The organism is Micromonospora sp. NPDC048842 (assembly GCF_040649935.1).
GTDB lineage: Bacteria > Actinomycetota > Actinomycetes > Mycobacteriales > Micromonosporaceae > Micromonospora > Micromonospora hortensis.
Window position 1 is genome coordinate 163,933 of sequence record NZ_JBEZGK010000011.1, and the last position, 16,741, is coordinate 180,673.

General features: G+C 71.0%; 14 protein-coding genes and 1 pseudogene. 5 read left to right on the plus strand and 10 right to left on the minus strand.

Annotated elements, in window-relative coordinates; translation table 11 throughout:
* Window positions 1–11 precede the first annotated feature (11 nt).
* The 7 genes from AB0C19_RS18025 to AB0C19_RS18055 all read right to left on the minus strand — a co-directional run bounded on the left by AB0C19_RS18025 (window position 12) and on the right by AB0C19_RS18055 (window position 6,927).
* A complete protein-coding gene (locus AB0C19_RS18025; protein WP_357186347.1) occupies window positions 12–1,502 on the minus strand; it encodes a glycoside hydrolase family 130 protein in 1,491 nt (496 codons plus the stop codon).
* Complete coding sequence (locus AB0C19_RS18030; protein WP_357186350.1) at window positions 1,499–2,503, minus strand: glycosyltransferase; 1,005 nt, start codon at window positions 2,501–2,503, stop codon at window positions 1,499–1,501. Before AB0C19_RS18030 ends, AB0C19_RS18025 begins: the two co-directional genes overlap by 4 nt.
* A gap of 44 nt (window positions 2,504–2,547) precedes the next feature.
* Window positions 2,548–3,684, minus strand: a complete 1,137-nt coding sequence (locus tag AB0C19_RS18035) for a glycosyltransferase (RefSeq protein ID WP_357186353.1) — start codon at window positions 3,682–3,684, stop codon at window positions 2,548–2,550.
* Window positions 3,685–3,799: 115 nt separating this feature from the next.
* Entirely contained in the window at window positions 3,800–4,804 is a 1,005-nt protein-coding gene (locus tag AB0C19_RS18040) for a glycosyltransferase family 4 protein (RefSeq protein WP_357186356.1), read from the minus strand.
* Window positions 4,801–4,974 (minus strand): hypothetical protein, encoded by a 174-nt coding sequence (locus AB0C19_RS18045; protein WP_238661919.1) that lies wholly within the window; start codon window positions 4,972–4,974, stop codon window positions 4,801–4,803. The genes AB0C19_RS18040 and AB0C19_RS18045 overlap by 4 nt, the downstream gene beginning before the upstream one ends.
* Before the next feature lie 291 nt (window positions 4,975–5,265).
* Window positions 5,266–6,297, minus strand: a complete 1,032-nt coding sequence (locus AB0C19_RS18050) for a medium chain dehydrogenase/reductase family protein (RefSeq protein WP_357186360.1) — start codon at window positions 6,295–6,297, stop codon at window positions 5,266–5,268.
* Between the two features lie 87 nt (window positions 6,298–6,384).
* Window positions 6,385–6,927, minus strand: a complete 543-nt coding sequence (locus AB0C19_RS18055; protein ID WP_357186363.1) for a TetR family transcriptional regulator — start codon at window positions 6,925–6,927, stop codon at window positions 6,385–6,387.
* 10 nt (window positions 6,928–6,937) lie between these two features.
* On the opposite strand from AB0C19_RS18055, the gene AB0C19_RS18060 reads away from it, so the two are divergent.
* Complete coding sequence (locus AB0C19_RS18060) at window positions 6,938–7,099, plus strand: hypothetical protein (RefSeq protein WP_357186366.1); 162 nt, start codon at window positions 6,938–6,940, stop codon at window positions 7,097–7,099.
* A gap of 5 nt (window positions 7,100–7,104) precedes the next feature.
* Here the strand turns inward: AB0C19_RS18060 and AB0C19_RS18065 are convergent, their stop codons facing one another.
* The gene (locus AB0C19_RS18065) at window positions 7,105–7,986 is read right to left on the minus strand and encodes a helix-turn-helix transcriptional regulator (RefSeq protein ID WP_357186369.1); all 882 of its coding nucleotides are present in this window, start codon (window positions 7,984–7,986) and stop codon (window positions 7,105–7,107) included.
* A gap of 155 nt (window positions 7,987–8,141) precedes the next feature.
* Here AB0C19_RS18065 and AB0C19_RS18070 point away from each other — a divergent pair, with 155 nt between their 5' ends.
* Window positions 8,142–9,008: an oxidoreductase gene (locus tag AB0C19_RS18070; protein ID WP_357186372.1), complete on the plus strand. Its 867-nt coding sequence runs from the start codon at window positions 8,142–8,144 to the stop codon at window positions 9,006–9,008.
* Here AB0C19_RS18070 and AB0C19_RS18075 read toward each other — a convergent pair whose 3' ends face one another.
* Window positions 9,009–10,586, minus strand: a complete 1,578-nt coding sequence (locus AB0C19_RS18075) for an MFS transporter (protein ID WP_357186375.1) — start codon at window positions 10,584–10,586, stop codon at window positions 9,009–9,011.
* 103 nt (window positions 10,587–10,689) lie between these two features.
* Here AB0C19_RS18075 and AB0C19_RS18080 point away from each other — a divergent pair, with 103 nt between their 5' ends.
* Together AB0C19_RS18080 and AB0C19_RS18085 are read left to right on the plus strand one after the other, a co-directional pair.
* Window positions 10,690–11,169, plus strand: coding sequence for a helix-turn-helix domain-containing protein (locus AB0C19_RS18080; protein ID WP_357186378.1), 480 nt, complete (start codon window positions 10,690–10,692; stop codon window positions 11,167–11,169).
* A 250-nt stretch (window positions 11,170–11,419) separates the two neighbouring features.
* Window positions 11,420–12,670 (plus strand): annotated as a pseudogene (locus tag AB0C19_RS18085) (DUF222 domain-containing protein).
* A 214-nt stretch (window positions 12,671–12,884) separates the two neighbouring features.
* Here the strand turns inward: AB0C19_RS18085 and AB0C19_RS18090 are convergent.
* Window positions 12,885–13,343 carry a hypothetical protein gene (locus AB0C19_RS18090; RefSeq protein WP_357186381.1) on the minus strand — a complete coding sequence of 153 codons (459 nt, stop codon included), beginning with the start codon at window positions 13,341–13,343 and terminating at the stop codon, window positions 12,885–12,887.
* A gap of 293 nt (window positions 13,344–13,636) precedes the next feature.
* Between AB0C19_RS18090 and AB0C19_RS18095 the strand changes: the two genes are divergently transcribed.
* Window positions 13,637–16,663: a S8 family serine peptidase gene (locus AB0C19_RS18095; RefSeq protein ID WP_357186384.1), complete on the plus strand. Its 3,027-nt coding sequence runs from the start codon at window positions 13,637–13,639 to the stop codon at window positions 16,661–16,663.
* Window positions 16,664–16,741: the final 78 nt, after the last annotated feature.

Below are 16,741 nucleotides of genomic sequence, written 5' to 3' on the forward strand. Positions count from 1 at the left end.
CGAGCGTGAGGCTACCTCGCCCCAGCGCATTCTCCGCCCGCCTCGACCATCGCGCTGAGGAGCGCGGACAACGGCACGGTGGCGAATCCCACTCGCGCGTCACTCGCCCCGTACGGCACCCACAGCGCACCGTCGTGCACGAGCGCACCGCAGGAGTAGACGACGTTCGGCACGTACCCGTCCCGATCGTCCTCGTCGGGTGCGAGAAGCGCACCAGGCAGGTGGGCGACCACCCGCTCCGGTGTGTGCAGGTCGAGCAGGAGCGCACCGATCGCGTACCGGCGCATCGGCCCGACGCCGTGGGTGAGCACGAGCCAGCCGGCGTCGGTCTCGATCGGTGATCCGCAGTTGCCGACCTGGATCAGTTCCCAGCTCTCGCCCGGCGCGTGCAGCGGGGTCGGGGCCTGCCAGCGACTCTCGCCGTCCAGGGCGGTCAGGCCGATGGTCTCGCCGTCGGCGCGGCACAGTGCCAGGTGCCGGCCGCCGACGGTACGCGGGAACAGCGCGAGCCCCTTGTTGCGGGCACCCGGTCCGCGCATCGGGGTCATCTCGAACCGGCGCAGGTCGTCGCTGGCCAGCGCGCGGGTGGCGATGTTCCGGCCGTCGTAGGCGGTGTAGGTGGCCCGGTACACCGGCCCGGAATCGTCGACGAAGCGGACGAACCGGGCGTCCTCCATGCCGTTGCTCTCCGCCGGGGTCGCCGGCCACAGCACCCGTTGGTGCAGGACCGTGTCGGCGGGGAAGGCAGTGGCGTAGCTACCGGCGTTGGTACGACGCAGTTGTTCGACTGTCGCCAACCCGGTGCTGCGCGAGAGCAGATCGTGTGGAAGGTTCCCGAGCACCCGCTCGAAGGCGGCCCCGTCGTACCACTCGGGCAACGCGTCCAGCACCGTGGCCGCTACCTCGTTGTCGCAGCCCTCCTCGGCCAGGCCGGCAACGAGCAGGTCCCGACGATGCCGGACACCCATCCGCTGCCCGACGGCCAACGGTCCGGCCCGGTCGGCGATCGTGAGCTGTTCCCCTGGTCCGACGATTCCGGTGGCGAAACCGATCGAGGACACGTGGCCCTCCCCGACCTGGCGCAGGCTGAGGGCGACGCGCAGCTGCCCCGGGCCGAGACCGCTCTGGTCCGGGTGGACCACCATCGACGGGTTGCACAGGGCGGCGGCCTCGACGGCGTACTCGTGGCTGAAGTAGGCACCGACAAGTAGCCGGCTGTTCGGTGAGAGGTCCCGGGCCCGCGCGGCGCGGTGCCGGACCAGCTCGTAGTGGTGGTGGAAGGTGCCGATCAGGTCGCGGTGCCGGGCGCCGAACCGGTCGAGGGTTTCCCGCAGCAGCCGTGCGGTCTCCTCGTCGTCGAGGTGCCCGACCCGGTCGATCAGCGCCTGCGCGCGGGTCCGTACCACGGCGGCGTCCTCACCCGGTACGAAGAGCTTGACGATGACGCGGCGCGGATCCGGGGTGAGAGTGACGTCCTGCCGGACGGCCAGACTCAATGTCACGACCACCGCCTGGCGTGCTGCAGCGTGGAGATGAGCGCAAGGGTGGACTCGGCGCCCTGGTTGAGGTTGGGCCCGTGCGCGGTCAGCCCGTCGTAGCCACCGCCGGTCGCCGGATCCCACATCGGCGTGCCGAGGTCGTTGTCGCCGAGGAACCACCCGACCGCCTGCCGTACCCCGTTGTCCCACTCCGGGTCACCGGTGACGGTGGCCGCCGTGGCGCAGGCATCGGCGAGGGCGGCGACCTCGATCGGTTGCTGGTCGTGGTGCAGCCGTACGGCGCCGCGCCGCCAACCCCCGGTCGGTACGACCGACAAGTGCCCGTCACGGAGCTGGACATCGCGCAGCCAGGTCAACATGCGTAGGCCATCGTCGAGAGGTGGGCCACCCTCGCGAAGCTGACTCGCGGCGATGACCACTTCGGCGAGGGCGGCACTGGCGTACGTCAGCTCCTGCCGTGGCCACTGCCAGCCCGCGTCGGAGGCCGGCGGGCCGATCGTGCTGGCCGCGTCCGCCAGCAGGGACGCGGCGGCGACGTGGCCCGGGTGACGGCGAAGCACCTCGGCCGCGCCCAAACCGGCGAAGGCCATCGTGTGCGGGGCCTTGGCCCGGCGGGTGGCGCCTCGGCTGAAGGCGACCAGCGCCTCCTCGCGTACCCATGGGGCGGGGCTGCGGGCGACGGCAGTGCCCAGGCCCCACAGAGCTCGACCCCACCAGTCGCCGAGCCCCGGCTCGTCGCCCCAGCGCCGGTCGTGCCCGAGCCGGTTGTGGAACGCTCCGCCGGCGTCCTGCGCGTGGGTCAGGAACGCCAGGTACCCCTCCGCCAGCCGGAGCAGTTCCTCGCTCGGCTCCGGCTCGCGGCTAACGACCAGCAGGCCACGGGCCACGTCGTCGGTGCAGTAACCGTGCTCACGCCGGACGATGGCGTGCCGTGCGTGCTCGAACAGACCGGTGTCATCGCTGAGCCGAGCCAGGTGCGCGAAGCTCGGCGCGGGTGCCGTCACCCAGCGCCCACCCGTCGACGTCCGGGGGCGTCCGGTGGTCGCCGTCACGCCGGCACGGCGCTGACGGCGGGTTTACGGGCGTCGACGAGCTCTTCGGCGAGAGCGCCGTAGCGGGCCGCCACCGCAGGCCAACGCAGGTGCGCGGCCAGCGGACGAACCCGTCCGGCCAACCGGGCGGTCAGGCCCGGTTCGATCAGGACCCGCCGGATCGCCTTGGCCAGTGCCGCCGGGTTCTGGTGGGGTACGACCAGGCCGGGCCCACCGGTCAGCAGCTCGACGGCGTGCGGAAACGCCGTCGCCACGACGGGCACTCCGGCGGCCACCGCTTCGATGAGCACCCCTGAGGTGACCTGTTCGCGGGAGTCGTAGGGCAGGACGACCACGTCGGCGGAGCGGATCAACCGGCCCAGCGCCTCCTGGTCGTGGTAGACGTCCTGGTAGTCGACGGCGTGCGCGACGCCCAACTGGGCACCGAGCTGGTGCAGCCCCGCCCGGTACGCCTCACCGTGGTGCTCGATCACCTTCGGGTGGGTCCGCCCCGCCACGGTGTAGGTCGGAGTCGGTTCCAGATCCTGCAAACGCGCGAGGGCCCGCAACGACCACTCGATGCCCTTGCCCGGCCCGAGCAGCCCCCAGGTCAACAGGTGCGGGCGGGTACGCCGGTCGACTGGTACACCGGCAAGCTCGGCCACGCCGTGCGGGATCACTGTCACCTTGCCCGCTGGCACGGCGTACCCGACGAGCAGCCGGTCGCGGGCCGTGTCGGTCATCGTGACGACCGCCCCGGCAGTCGCCACGATCTGCTCCAACAGGGACTTCTGCCGGGCCGAGGGCTGGCTGAGCACTGTGTGCAGCACCACGATGCTCGGCACGCTGAGCCGCCGCAGCAACGGCAGGACCTCCTCGCCGTCGGTGCCGGGGTAGATGCCGTACTCGTGCTGGACGATCGCCACGTCGTACGCGTTCAGAGCGGCCGCCGCCTCCCGCCAGCCGGCCGGGTCACGCGCCGACCAGGTGTGCACCACCCCGGGTACGGGCCGCTGGTCGTCGCCGTGGTCGGTGACCCGGACGATGCCGCCGCGGGTGCCGTCGGCGGTCAACTGGGCGGCGAGGGCCGCGTTGAAGGTGGCCAGTCCGCACCGGGTCGGTGGGTGGGTGCTGAGGAATCCGTAGCTGAGCATGAACGTCGGGCCTTCCGGTTGTCGGCCACCGCAGGAGTACGGGTGAGCCTCACGCGGGGACGGCGCACGCCGGTCAGCGTGTGTGACCGGCGGAACGGAGAGCTGTGCAGTTCAGTCAGTTGCGGACGAGGTTGTCGTAGACGGCGAGATAGTCGGTGACCATCCGGTCCGCGCTGAAGCGCTTCAACGCCTGCGCCCGACACTGCACCCGATCGAGGCCGGCGACCCGGGTGATCGCCTCGACGGCCTGGTCGACGGTGGAGACGAGGAGACCCGTCATCCCCTCGTCGACGACCTCGGGCATGGACCCTCGCTTGTAGGCGACGACCGGGGTGCCACAGACCATCGATTCCACTACCGACAGCCCGAACGGCTCGTCGAAGGCGATCGGGTGCAGCAGTGCGGTGCTGTCACCCAGTACCTCGGCACGCCGCCGCGGACCCACCGACCCGAGGAAGACGACCTGGTCGCCGTCGATGTGAGGGGCAACCTGTTCGGCGAAGTACCGCTCGTCCTGCACGATCCCGCAGATGGTGAGGGGCCGGCCGGCGCGGCGGGCGATCTCGATAGCGGTATGGGTGCCCTTGTCCGGGTGGATCCGGCCGAAGGCGGCCAGCCCAGGACCGGCTTCGTTGGTGAACGGCAGTCCGGCGACATCGACGCCGTGGTAGACCGTGGCCACGTAGTCCAGCTCCGGCGCCCGGTCGGCGTCGGAGATCGACACGTACGACGAGCGGGCTCGGCCATAGGCGGGCAGGATCCCCGCGCCGGAGAAACCGTGCACTGTGGTCAGCAGCGGCGCGCGGCAGTGTTCCGCGAACGCCAACGGCAGCCAGTCCAGGTGACTGTGCACCAGGTCGAACTGCGCCGAGCGGGCCATCGCGTGGGAGACGTGCATCGCCTCCCACACCCGCCCGTCCAGGTCCGGGTCGTCCGCGTACCCCCGTGGGCAGACTCCGTCGAGCTGGGCGGACGTGACGGAGTCCAGTGTCGCGAAGAGCGTCACGTCGATCCCGCGGCTGACCAGCCCCTCGGCGAGCAAGCCGGTCACCTGCTCCCACGGGCCGTAGTGGTGTGGGGGCGTACGCCAGGCGACCGGTCCGAGCAGCGCAACCCTCAAGGGGAGGACGCGTCGACGAGATCAGCTGGGTTGAGGTTCAGGGTGGCGAGCAGCCCCGAGTGCTTGGCCGGGTCCACGCGCTCCGGCAGCTCGCGCTCGACCCAGTCGGCCCGGGCCTGCTGGCCCCGGTCGCGAAGTGCGGTGACGATCCGATCCCTGGCGATCCTCATCTGGTACTCCCTAGTTAAGGCGTTCGGAACAATTCGCACGGAGGGTGTACCCAAGTGCGCGCGTCGGGCAACCGACCGCCGGACACCGGCGACGCGGCGCCGGTCGGTCGGGACGCGGTCTGCGATCAGCCGACACGACCGTTACGTCGCGGCGATGGAGAAGATGAGCGGTAACGCCCCTGGCGGGCTGGTGGCGACGGCGTCTGGCGACCACCGGGGTCCCCCGGGCGACATGTTCACCGTACGCCCTCGCGGCGTCCCGCCGCACCAGCGCCCTGGACGGGCCGGAGGTCAGGGCTCCAGCACTACCTTGCCGGCCCGGCTGCGGTTCTCGGCGAACACCAGCGCCGCGGAGACCTCGCTGAGCGGGTAGCGGGCGGCGATCTGCGGCACTATCACTCCCTGCCGCAGCAGGTCGAGCACGATGCCGAGGTCGGTACGCAGGCGACGGCGGAACGCGGCACGCCTGGTGAGCTGACCGGCCCAGAAGTTGTAGAAGCCGGCCCGGTGGCCGTTTGGCAGCGCGTTCCAGGTGTAGAGGCGGGTCAGCAGCTTCACGAAGACCCACGCGACCGACTGCCCGGTGCCCACGGCGGCGGCGTTGCCGTAGACGACCAGCTTGCCGCCGGGGGCGAGCAGGGCGTACGAGGTGCGTACGCCCGGGCCGGCGACCGGATCGAAGACGGCGTCGACGCCGCCCGGCGACAGCTCGCGGACCCGCGCGGCCATGTCCGGGTCGCGGTAGTCGAGCGGTTCGACGCCGAGTTCGCGCAGGCCGACGTGGTGTCGTTCGGCGGCGGTGCCGATGACCCGCAGGCCGAGGTGTCGGCCGAGTTGGACGAGCACACTCCCGACCCCGCCGTTCGCGCCGTGCACGAGGATCGTCTGTCCGGTCGTCAGGTCGGCGTCCCGCAGCATCTGCCAGGCGGTCACGCCGTTGACGACGACGGTCTCGGCCGCGGCGGGGTCCAGACCCACGGGCACCGCGGCCAGGGCGTCGATGTCGACGAGCGCGTGTGTGGCCCAGGCGCCGGTCTTGGTGACCGCCGCCACCCGGGTGCCGACCAGCGCGTCGTCGCCGCCGGGACCGACCGCCCGGACGGTGCCGACGAGGTCGTAGCCGGGCACGAACGGGAACTTCGGCTGGCCGGGGTAGAGCGCGTGGCGCATCTGCTGCTCGGCGAACGAGATGCCGGTGGCCTCGACCTGGACGAGCGCCTGCCCTCGGGCGGGGGCGGGCATCGCGCGTCGGTGCAGCAGGAGGCCGTCGGGCTCCACCACGCCGGGCAGTACCACTTCGGTGATCGTCGTTTCGGTGGTCATCGGAGTTCTCCTTTGTTTGTAAGTGTGCACTCACACACTTATCGGCCTAAAAGAGTGGGCCGCCGAAGCGGCCCAGCATCGGGTCGGTCAGGGGTGGCGAATGCCGGCGGTCAGGGCGCGAGCCCAGGGCTCCGGGACCTGCTCCAGGCCGGCGGTCACGATCAGGTGGCACAACTGGCCGTACGCGAAGAACTGCTGCACCTGCGCGTCGCTGGCCTGTGCCCGACTCTGCACGAAGGTCGCGACCCGCCGGTAGCCGGCCCGCACCGCCTCGGCGACCTCCGGGATGTCCGTGACGGCCTGCGCCTGCACCTGGAAGAGCAGCAGATCGCGATCGGCGATCAGCTCCGCGTAGGCGCCGCCCATGGCGTCGAGGATCTCCTCGGGGCTGTCACCCGCGGCGCGCTCCGCGCCCGCCTCGATCGCGTCGGCGATCCGGTCGAAACACGCCCCGGCTGCCGCCGCGAACAAGCCGAGCTTCCCGGAGAAGAGCCGGAAGACGTACGCCTCGGAGATGCCGGCGGCGGCGGCCACGGCGGTGACCGGTGTGGCGTGGAAGCCCGCGCGGGCGAACACCGACACCGCGGTGTTCAGAACGGTGACCCGGCGGGCCTCGGCGGTGGATCGCATGTTTGTAAGTGTGCACTCACAAACAAGTGTCGTCAAGTCCGCCACCCTGTCATCCCTCGCCGCCTGGGGTAACGACGCCGCCTTCGTGTTCGCCACCGGCCCGGCCGCCAGCGAGACCATGCGCAAACGCTACGAGCACATCCCCACCCAGGTGGCCCCGCAGCGACAGTGACCGGCTCACTCCAGCGGATAGAGGCGGGCCGGGTCGCCGGGTCGGAGGCTGTCCGGCACGTCGTCGGCGCTGCTGGCGGCGATCGAGCCGAGCAGCGCCAACGAGCGGGCGGACTCCGTACCGGGCTCGGCGTGGTAGATCACCAGCAACTGCCCGTCGGCGCCAGCCACGGCGAGCTTGTCGCAGTACAGGTCGAGGTCGCCCACCTCGGGGTGGTGCAGCCGACTGACGATGCCCTCCCGTCGACGGACCTCGTGGCGCGCCCACAGCTGCCGAAAGCAGTCGCTCTTGAGTGACAGCTCCCCCACCAGCGCTGTCAACCGTGGGTCGTCGGTGGCCCCGCCCGAGTCGGCACGCATCTGCCCCACCACGCTCTGCATCGCCTGCCGCCAGTCGCGGAACAGCTCCCGCTCGGCCTGGTCCAGGAACACCGCGAGGAGTCGGTTGGCGCCCGGGGCGAGATTCGGCGACAGCGCCCTCGCCATCGGGTTCGAGGCCAGGATGTCGAGGTAGCGATTCTGCACGAAGGCCGGCATGGAGAGCTGCCGCAGCAGGTGCAAGATGCTGGCCGGCACTCGCTCGGCGGCCGGTCGGGCCGCCCGCCGCGACCGCGCACGGCTCAACCCGATCATGTACGCGGTCGCCTCCGGATCCAGTCGCAGCACTCCGGCGAGGGCGTCGAGGACCTGCACCGAAGGGTGCCGCTCGCGACCCTGCTCCAGCCGGAGGTAGTAATCGGCGCTGATGCCGGCCAGCATCGCCACCTCTTCGCGCCGCAGCCCCGGCACCCGGCGCAGGCCAACGCCCGGGCCGAGCCCGACGTCCTCGGGCCGGGTCTGCTCCCGGCGGGCGCGCAGGAAGTCGCCGAGCGGGTTCGTTGCGTCCATGCCACCGACGGTAGATCGCCGGGCGGCCCGGTGACTGGCTGTGTCACTACCAGGAACAGCTCGCCCTGCCGCCCGGCCCGCTCCCGGCGGACAGTCGTCGCAGGGCCGGTTCCAAGCGGCCCAGATGTCACAACGACGACTGACAAGAGGATGAGATGAGCGAGAACCTTCCCGGCGGTGCCCTCACCCCCGCTGACGGCCTTACCCTGAGCCGGATGGGCTACGGGGCGATGCAGTTGGCCGGCCCGGGTGTCTTCGGCCCGCCCCGCGACCGCGAGCAGGCGCTCGCCGTGCTCCGGGAGGCCGTCGAGCTGGGCGTCCGGCACATCGACACCAGCGACTTCTACGGGCCCGTCGTGGTCAACGAGCTGATCCGCGAGGCGCTCCACCCGTACCCCCAGGGTTTGCACCTGGTCACCAAGGTCGGCGCGCGCCGCGGCGCCGACCGCTCCTGGATCCCGGCTCTGGAGCCGGACGACCTCAAGGCCCAGGTACGGGAGAACCTGGAACACCTCGGCCTGGACGTGCTCGACGTGGTCAACCTGCGGGTAGGCGTGGCGGAGGGCACGGGCGACGCGCCGCTCGGTGCGCAGTTCACCGCCCTGGCGGAGCTGCGGCAGGAGGGCCTGATCCGGCACCTCGGGCTCAGCAACGTCACGCTCGACCAGCTCACCGAGGCCCAGGCCATCGCGCCGGTGGTCACCGTACAGAACCTCTACAACCTCGCCAACCGGCAGGACGACGCCCTGGTCGACAGGTGCGCGGCCGAGAACATCGCGTTCGCGTCGTTCTTCCCGCTCGGCGGGTTCACGCCATTGCAGTCCGACACGCTCGACGACGTGGCCCTCCGACTGGGCGCCTCGCCGCAGCAGGTCGCCCTCGCCTGGCTGCTCCAGCGCTCCCCCACCACGGTGCTGATCCCCGGCACCTCCAGCCTGGCGCACCTGCGGGAGAACATGGCGGCGGCCGACCTGAAACTGCCTACCGACGCCATCGAGAAGCTGGACGCCTTGGCTTCGTAGCTACTGCTGGTGCGGCCGGTTGCGGATCAGGGTGAGCGCCAGCACGGCGGTGACCAGGAAGACGACGCCGTTGACCCGCAAACCGGCCTGGACACCGGAGGTCAGTGCCTCGGCGATCGCCGCCCGGACCGGGTCGGGCAGCGGCTGGCCGCCGCTGGCGCCGGAGGCCACCGCCGCCTGCACTGCGGTACCGGTGGGTTCGCCGATCTGGTGCGCGGCGAGCCGGCCCGGCAGGTCGGCCACCATCGTGGTGGTGAGGAGCGTGCCGAGCAGTGACGAACCGAGCACCGAGCCGACCTGGCGGGCGGCGTTGACAGCACCGGAGGCCATGCCGGCCTGGGCGGGCGCGACGCTGGCCAATGCCGCCGCCGTCGCCGGGGCCACCACCAGACCGCTGGCCGCGCCGAACAACGCGAACAGCGCCCAGCGGTCACCGAACGACGTGGTCGGCCCCTGGTGCGCCAGCGCGAAGCTGGCCACCGCACCGAGGACCAGGCCGAGGGTCAACGGCGCCTTGAATCCGGTACGACGAATCGCGCGCCCGGCACCGAAGGCGACCAGCACGTACGCGCCGAAGAGCACCAGCATCCGCCAGCCGGTGTCCAGTGGGCTGAGCGCCTGGGCACGTTCGTGGAAGAGGACCAGCAGGATCGCCACGCCGGTGAAACCGAACAGCGACACCGCGCCGACGACCATGACGGCGCTGAACGACGCGGACCGGAACAGCCGCACGTCGAGCATTGGCGCGCTGGTCCGCAGCTCGATCAGGACGAACGCGACAAGTGCGACGACCGCGACGACCCAGGCCGTCGACACCACCGGGTTGGTGTAGCCGACCTTGCCGCCCTGGATCAGCGCGTAGACGGCTGCCGCGATGGCGACGGTGCCCAGCAGCAGGCCGGGCACGTCGAGTCGGGCGGCGCTCGGCCGGGACTCGGCCACCCCGACGATGGCGACCACGAGGGTGACCAGACCCAGCGCGATCGTCGACAGGTAGACGCTGTGCCACTGGTAGTGCCGCAGCAGGAAGCCTGCGATGAGCGGGCCGATCGCGAGGCCGATGCCGGAGGCCGCCGACCACGCGGTGATGACCTCGGTCCGTCGGTGCGGGTCGGTGAAGGTCGCGCCGAGGATCGCCAGGCTGTTCGGCAGGATCAGGGCCCCACCGAGTCCGGCGACCAACTGCCCGACGATCACCCACGCGACGGTCGGAGCGCCGGCCACGACGGCTGCGCCGACGATCATCGCGACGACCCCGGCACCGAACATGCGCTTACGCCCGTAGCGGCTGCCCAGGGTGGCCGCGGACAGCACGACGCTCGCCACCATCAGGGTGTAGGCGCTGGGGATCCAGACCAGAGTGGTGGGGTCGACCCGCAGGTCCCGCTGGATCGTGGTCAGCGCGGAGACCGTCGCGGTGATCTGCAGGAACGTGATCATCGCGCCCAGGCACATGGCGATCAGGGTCACCGGGCGGGAGCCGCGCCAGGACGAACGGCCGGTGACGGCCGGTCCTGGTGGGTTCTTTCCGGGCGGGGTCGCTCCGGGCGGGGTCGGTGCCGTGGCGCTGGTGGTCACTGAAGATCCTTCAGGCTGGTGGTCTGACTTGCGTATGCTGAAGTCAGCGCGACCCAGTGAAGCACCTGGCTAGCCTTCATGCAAGTCAGGTAGGCTGGACGGCATGGAGGACCTACGAGGCGATCGTGATTCCTGGACGAGCGAGAACTGCTCGGTGGCCCGGGCGATGGACATCGTGGGCAGCAGGTCAACGGTCCTGATCATGCGCGAGGCCCTGCTCGGCACGCGCCGCTTCGACGACTTCGTCCGCCGGGTCGGCGTCGGCGAACCCGCCATGGCCGCCCGCCTCAAGGAGATGGTCGCCGCCGAACTGCTCGAACGAATCCCCTACCGGGAGCCCGGGCAGCGCACCCGCCACGAGTACCAACTCACCCGCAAGGGCCGCGAACTTCTGCCCGTCATCACCGCACTACGGAACTGGGGCGACACCTGGGCCGCCACCGACACCGGCCCGTCCATCGTCGCCACCCACCACGACTGCGGGGAGCCGATCCGCGCGGTGCTCCGCTGCGCCGCCGGCCACGGGATCGCCGACGGCGACATCGACATCGTCGCCGGCCCGGGCCTCGTCCGGCGCGACTGACGCTCCGGGCCACGACCTCACCCCGCGCCCCTGCCGCCAACCAAGTCGCGCGGCAGCCCCGGTCCGGCGATTCCTTCTGGCCGCGCACCTTTGCCGCACCCGCCGCCGCGCTTCACCACGCGCTCTGCGGCGTTGTCTCGCACGCCGGCACGCTTTGGCAAGAGCGCGGCCCTAGCAGCTCGGCGTCGACAACCCGAAGCATTCGATCATGGTCACTGAGGATGTCGTACACCTGTTCTAGTGTCGGGTCATGGTCGAGGAGTTGGCGCAGGCAGACGACGCGGTCGCCGCCTGCGTCGACGCCCCCGCCTGGGCCCTGCCGGAGCCCGAGCTGATCGCCGCACTCGACGCCGCGCACCGCTTGGAGCGACGCCTCGCCGCCGTCAAACTCACTCTCGTCCGCGAGCTCGACGGCCGCGGCACGCCCCGCGCGCAGGGGGCCTCCTCCACTGCGGTCTGGCTGCGCGAACGACTGCGACTCACCATCCCCGCCGCCCGCCGCCTGATCGACCTCGCCACCGCTTTGGACACCGGCAACCCCCGCATCCGACAAGCGCTGACTGATGGCGCCATCAACCTGGACCAGGCCGAGGGCATCGCCGACACCGTCGACACCGTGAACACGTCGACCGACGCCGAGACCGCCGACAAAGCCGTCGGTGTGCTCGTCGGCTGGGCCAGCCAGTTCGACCCCACCCACCGGCGCAAACTCGGCACCCGCATCCTCGACCACGTCGCCCCCGACATCGCCGACGCCGCCGCCCAAGCCGCCCTCGACGCCGAAGCACGCCGCGCCACCCGCGACCGACACCTCACGTTGTCCGAGCAGACCGACGGCCGACTGCGGCTCACCGGCACCCTCGATGCCGAAACCGCCGGCCTGTTCCGCGCCGCCATCGACCCACTGAGCGCACCCTGCGGCCCCGACGACACCCGCTCCCCCGGGCAACGCCGCCACGACGCCCTCGCCGACATCTGCCGACTCGCCCTCCGGACCGACGAACTGCCCGACAGCGGTGGCGACCCGGCACAGATCGTCGTCACCACCAGCTACGACGGGCTGACCCTGCAACTCGGTGCCGGCGCACTCGACATCGGCCTACAGCTCACCCCGGACACGGCGCGCCGGCTCGCCTGCGACGCCACCATCCTGCCCACCGTCCTCGGCGGCACCGGCCAAGTCCTCGACGTCGGGCGACAACGCCGACTCATCACCGGGCCGCTACGCCGCGCCCTTGCCCTCCGCGACCGCGGCTGCGCCTTCCCCGGCTGCGACCGACCACCCCGCTGGTGCCACGCCCACCACATCCACCACTGAGCCGACGGCGGCACCACCAACCTCGACAACGCCGTCCTCCTCTGCGGCCACCACCACCGACACCTGCACCACAGCGACTGGACCGTGCAACTCGGCCTCGACGGCCACCCCGAATTCATTCCACCCACCTGGCTCGACCCCGAACAACTCCCCCGCCGCAACCACCACCACCGACGAACGTAAGAGCAGCCAGCCGACGCCAACCAGCTCCTCAAGCCGGACAACCACGTCCGCGCGTGGTCCCGGGCGTCCCACGCCTGCCGGGGGCGCACCACCGCCCGCCTCAGGATGTCGCCAGCCGCCAGGCGTGGACCAGTGCTGGCACGTCGGGGTACCGGGCGGCCGGCGCCTGCCTCGCTGCTCGTTCCACGACCCGGCGCTGCTCGCTAATGCCCCGCTAGGGCTTCGGTGCATTTGGCCGGCAATCCTGAGGACCGCGCCAGCCCTCTGGCGAATCGAGCAGGTGGTGCAGGGTACGGCCGAGGGCGTGCACTGTGGTCCGTTCGTCGATGAGCGAGCCGCTGGCGAACTCCTCCGCTGCCATGTAGCGGCGTGAACCTGGCAGCCGATCCGCCGCGAGCACGAACGGACCGGGCCGGTACTCATCGAGGTCGATCAGCCGTATCCGGCTGGCGGCGAAGTCGTACAGGAAGCAGCCGTCGTAGAGGTCGACCGCGACCAGGCCGGCGGCGCTGACGGCGAGGTGGGCGTCGAGGATCGCGTCGAGCGCCACCTCGATCTGCGGGACCGGCAGGTGTTGGAATCGGGTCAGCCCGCTGCGGTCCACGCCGTGCGCTGTGGCGTGGTTCAGGACGCTGCCGTCGTACCAGGGGTAGACGAGCGTCGGACCCGCCACGCCGTGGACCGTCCGGATGGGACGGACGATGGCCGGGTGGCGGACGGCACGGGTAACCGACCAAATGGCATGAATCCCCCAGGTCGGCGCTCCCAAATGACGCGCAAAGTACCCGTTGTGTTACGAGCTTGTTTCCAAGATGACAGCGAGGTTACGGGTGCTTCTCGATGATCGGTACCGATCCTAGGTTTCGGCCACCGTCATCAGTCGTGGCGGCCGGCACCGAACGTGGAGGCAACGACGTGCCACAACCGAACGCACATCGGACCGGACGGGCCAGGTACGGGGTCAGCATGCTGGCCGCCGTGGCGCTGACCGCGGCCGGCCTGACCAGCCTGCCCGCCAGCGCTACCGCCGCGCCGGCCGGCAGTGGGCCGACCGCCCGCTACCTCGTCCAGCTCGCCGAGGAGCCGCTGGCCACCTACACCGGCGGGGTTCCCGGGATCGCGGCCACCAAGCCGGCCGACGGGGCCAAGCTGAACCGCACGTCCGGGAACGCCAACGCGTACCGGGATCACCTGCGCCGGCAGCGTACGTCGGTGCTGGACCACGTCGGTGTGCCGGCCGAGCGCACCCGCGTCACCATGGAGACCGCGTTCAACGGCTTCGCAGCCGACCTGACCGGGCCGCAGGCCGCCCGGCTGCGGGCCACCAGCGGTGTTCGCGCAGTGTACGAGAGCCAGAAGGTGCACGCCGCCACCTCACACACCCCCGACTACCTGGGCCTGACCGGCAAGGGCGGGGTGTGGAAGAAGGAGTTCGGTGGAGACTCCCACGCCGGCGAGGGCGTCATCATCGGGGTCATCGACAGCGGTTACTGGCCGGAGAGCGCGAGCTTCGCGCCGCTGCCCAGCCCGCGCCCCGATCAGGCCGTCATCGACGCCAAGTGGAAGGGCACCTGCGACGTCGGCGTCGAGGCGCCGGTCACCTGCAACAACAAGGTGATCGGGGCGCGCTGGTACAACGACAGCGGCATCGCCGACTCGTTCCCGGACGACTACTCCTCGCCGCGCGACCGCAACGGCCATGGCACCCACACCGCCAGCACCGCGGCCGGTATCCACGGCGTGCGGGCCACGTCGGGCACCCAGGACCTGGGCATGATCTCCGGCATGGCGCCGGCCGCGCGGTTGGCGATCTACAAGGCGCTGTACGACAACGGTGCGGGCGGTGCGACCGGCACCGACATCGACATCGTGCACGCCATCGACGACGCGGTCGCGGACGGTGTCGACGTGATCAACTACTCGATCGGTGACGACACCGAGCGGTTCGGGGCTGTCGACGCGACGTTCTTCAACGCCGCCGCCGCCGGAGTGTTCGTCGCTGCCGCCGCCGGCAACTCCGGCCCGTTCGCCAACACCGTCGACAACTCGACGCCCTGGCTGACCACTGTGGCCGCGAGCACTACCGATCGGCTGAACACTCGGAAGCTCACCCTCGGCAACGGCACCACCATCGCCGGTGTGGGCATGGGCGAGACCGGCGTCGGGCCGGCCCGACTGGTCTTCGCCAAGGACAGCGCAATCGACCCGGACGGCGCCTACGGTGCCGGCCTCTGTGCCGACGACACGTTGGATCCGGCCAAGGTCAAGGGCGCTATCGTGCTCTGCCTGCGCGGCGAGATCCCGCGTACCGACAAGAGCATCGAGGTGGCGCGGGCCGGCGGCGTCGGCATGGTGCTCTACAACGACGAGCTGAACTCCCTGAACGCCGACGTGCAGGCAGTGCCGACCGTGCACATCAACGAGGTCGATCTGGCCACTGTCACCGCGTACGTCGCCAAGGGCAACGCCACGGCGACCATCTCGCCGAGCGAGCTGGAGACGGTCGAGGCGCCCGCGGTCGCCGCGTTCTCCTCGGCGGGCCCGTCGAACCTGAACGCTGGTGAGCTGCTCAAGCCGGACATCAGCGCGCCCGGTCAGGACATCGTCGCCGCGTTCTCCCCGTCCATCGGCGGCAACGACTTCGCACTGGAGTCGGGCACCTCGATGGCGGCGCCGCACATCGCCGGCATCGCCGCCCTGCTGCTGGCCAAGCACCCCGGCTGGTCGCCGGCGGCGGTCCGCTCGGCGCTGATGACCAGCGCGGTGGACAAGACCGACAAGGGCAACCCGATCAAGATCGGCACGTACGACGCGACTCCGATGAACTACGGCGCCGGCCAGGTCGAGCCGGGCAGCGCCTTCGACCCCGGCCTGGTCTACGACTCCAACCAGCAGGACTGGATCCAGTACCTGTGCGGGGTCTCCGCCGACCGTGGCGGTGACTACGGGCTCGGCGACCTGGACGGCTGCGACACGGTCGGCGCGACCGACACGGCACAGCTCAACTACCCGTCCATCTCGCTGGGCCGGATGGTGGGCAAGCAGAGCGTGACCCGTACGGTCACCAACGTCAGCGACAAGACCAGCACCTACTCCTCGTCCGTGCAGGCCCCGCCGGGCTACCAGGTCAAGGTAACCCCGAAGAAGCTGCAGATCCGTCCGGGCAAGAGCGCCCGCTTCACAGTTGAGGTCACCAACACCGGTGGTGCGTTCGACACCTGGGCCGACGGCTCGCTGACCTGGCGCGACCAGTTCAAGCACGCGGTACGCAGCCCGCTGGTAGTGCGCAACTCCGGGTTGGTCGCGCCCGACGCCATCACCGGCAAGGGCACCTTCGGCAGCGTCCGGATCGCCGCCGAGGTCGGCTACCAGGGTCAGCTGATCTCCCAGCTCTCCGGCCTCACCTCGGGCACCAGCAACGTGGTCACCCTCACTGGCGACGGGCCGAGCTGGGACTGGAGCACGTCGAACAACCTGCCGGTGCCGCTGCCCGCGTCGATCAGCAGGACCACTCTGCACGTGCCGGCCGGGACCCGCAGCCCACTCGTCCAGGTGACGTCGGAGCGGCCCACCTGCTCCCACATCGACTGGGACGACGAGGAGGGGGTGATGGAGTGCACCGAGTTCAGCCTCAACGTCTATGACAAGTTCGGGAAGTTCGTCACCGCCACGGCCAGCGGCCGGGACGGCGCCAAGGTGACACTGCCGGACGGCGCCGGGGACTACATAGTGGTCGTCGAGCAGGAGTTCACCGAGAACATCACTGACGGCGCGAACGCGTACACGGTGACCAGCTACCTGCCGGGCGCGCCGGGCACCTCCACCGGCAGGTTCACCATCGACCCGAAGCAGCGCAGCGTGCGGCCGGGCGCGACGGCGAACCTGACTCTGCGCTGGTTCGGTCTCGCCCCGGGCCAGCGTTACCTAGGGGTGCTGGAGTTCCGCAACGGTGACGGCTCGCTGAAGACGGTGCCGGTCACCGTCCAGTCCTGACCGTTCCGACGGGTCGGCGGGCCGGCGTGTGACTCAGGTCACCGCCGGTCCGCCGGCCCACCGTCGGGCCGGGCAGAG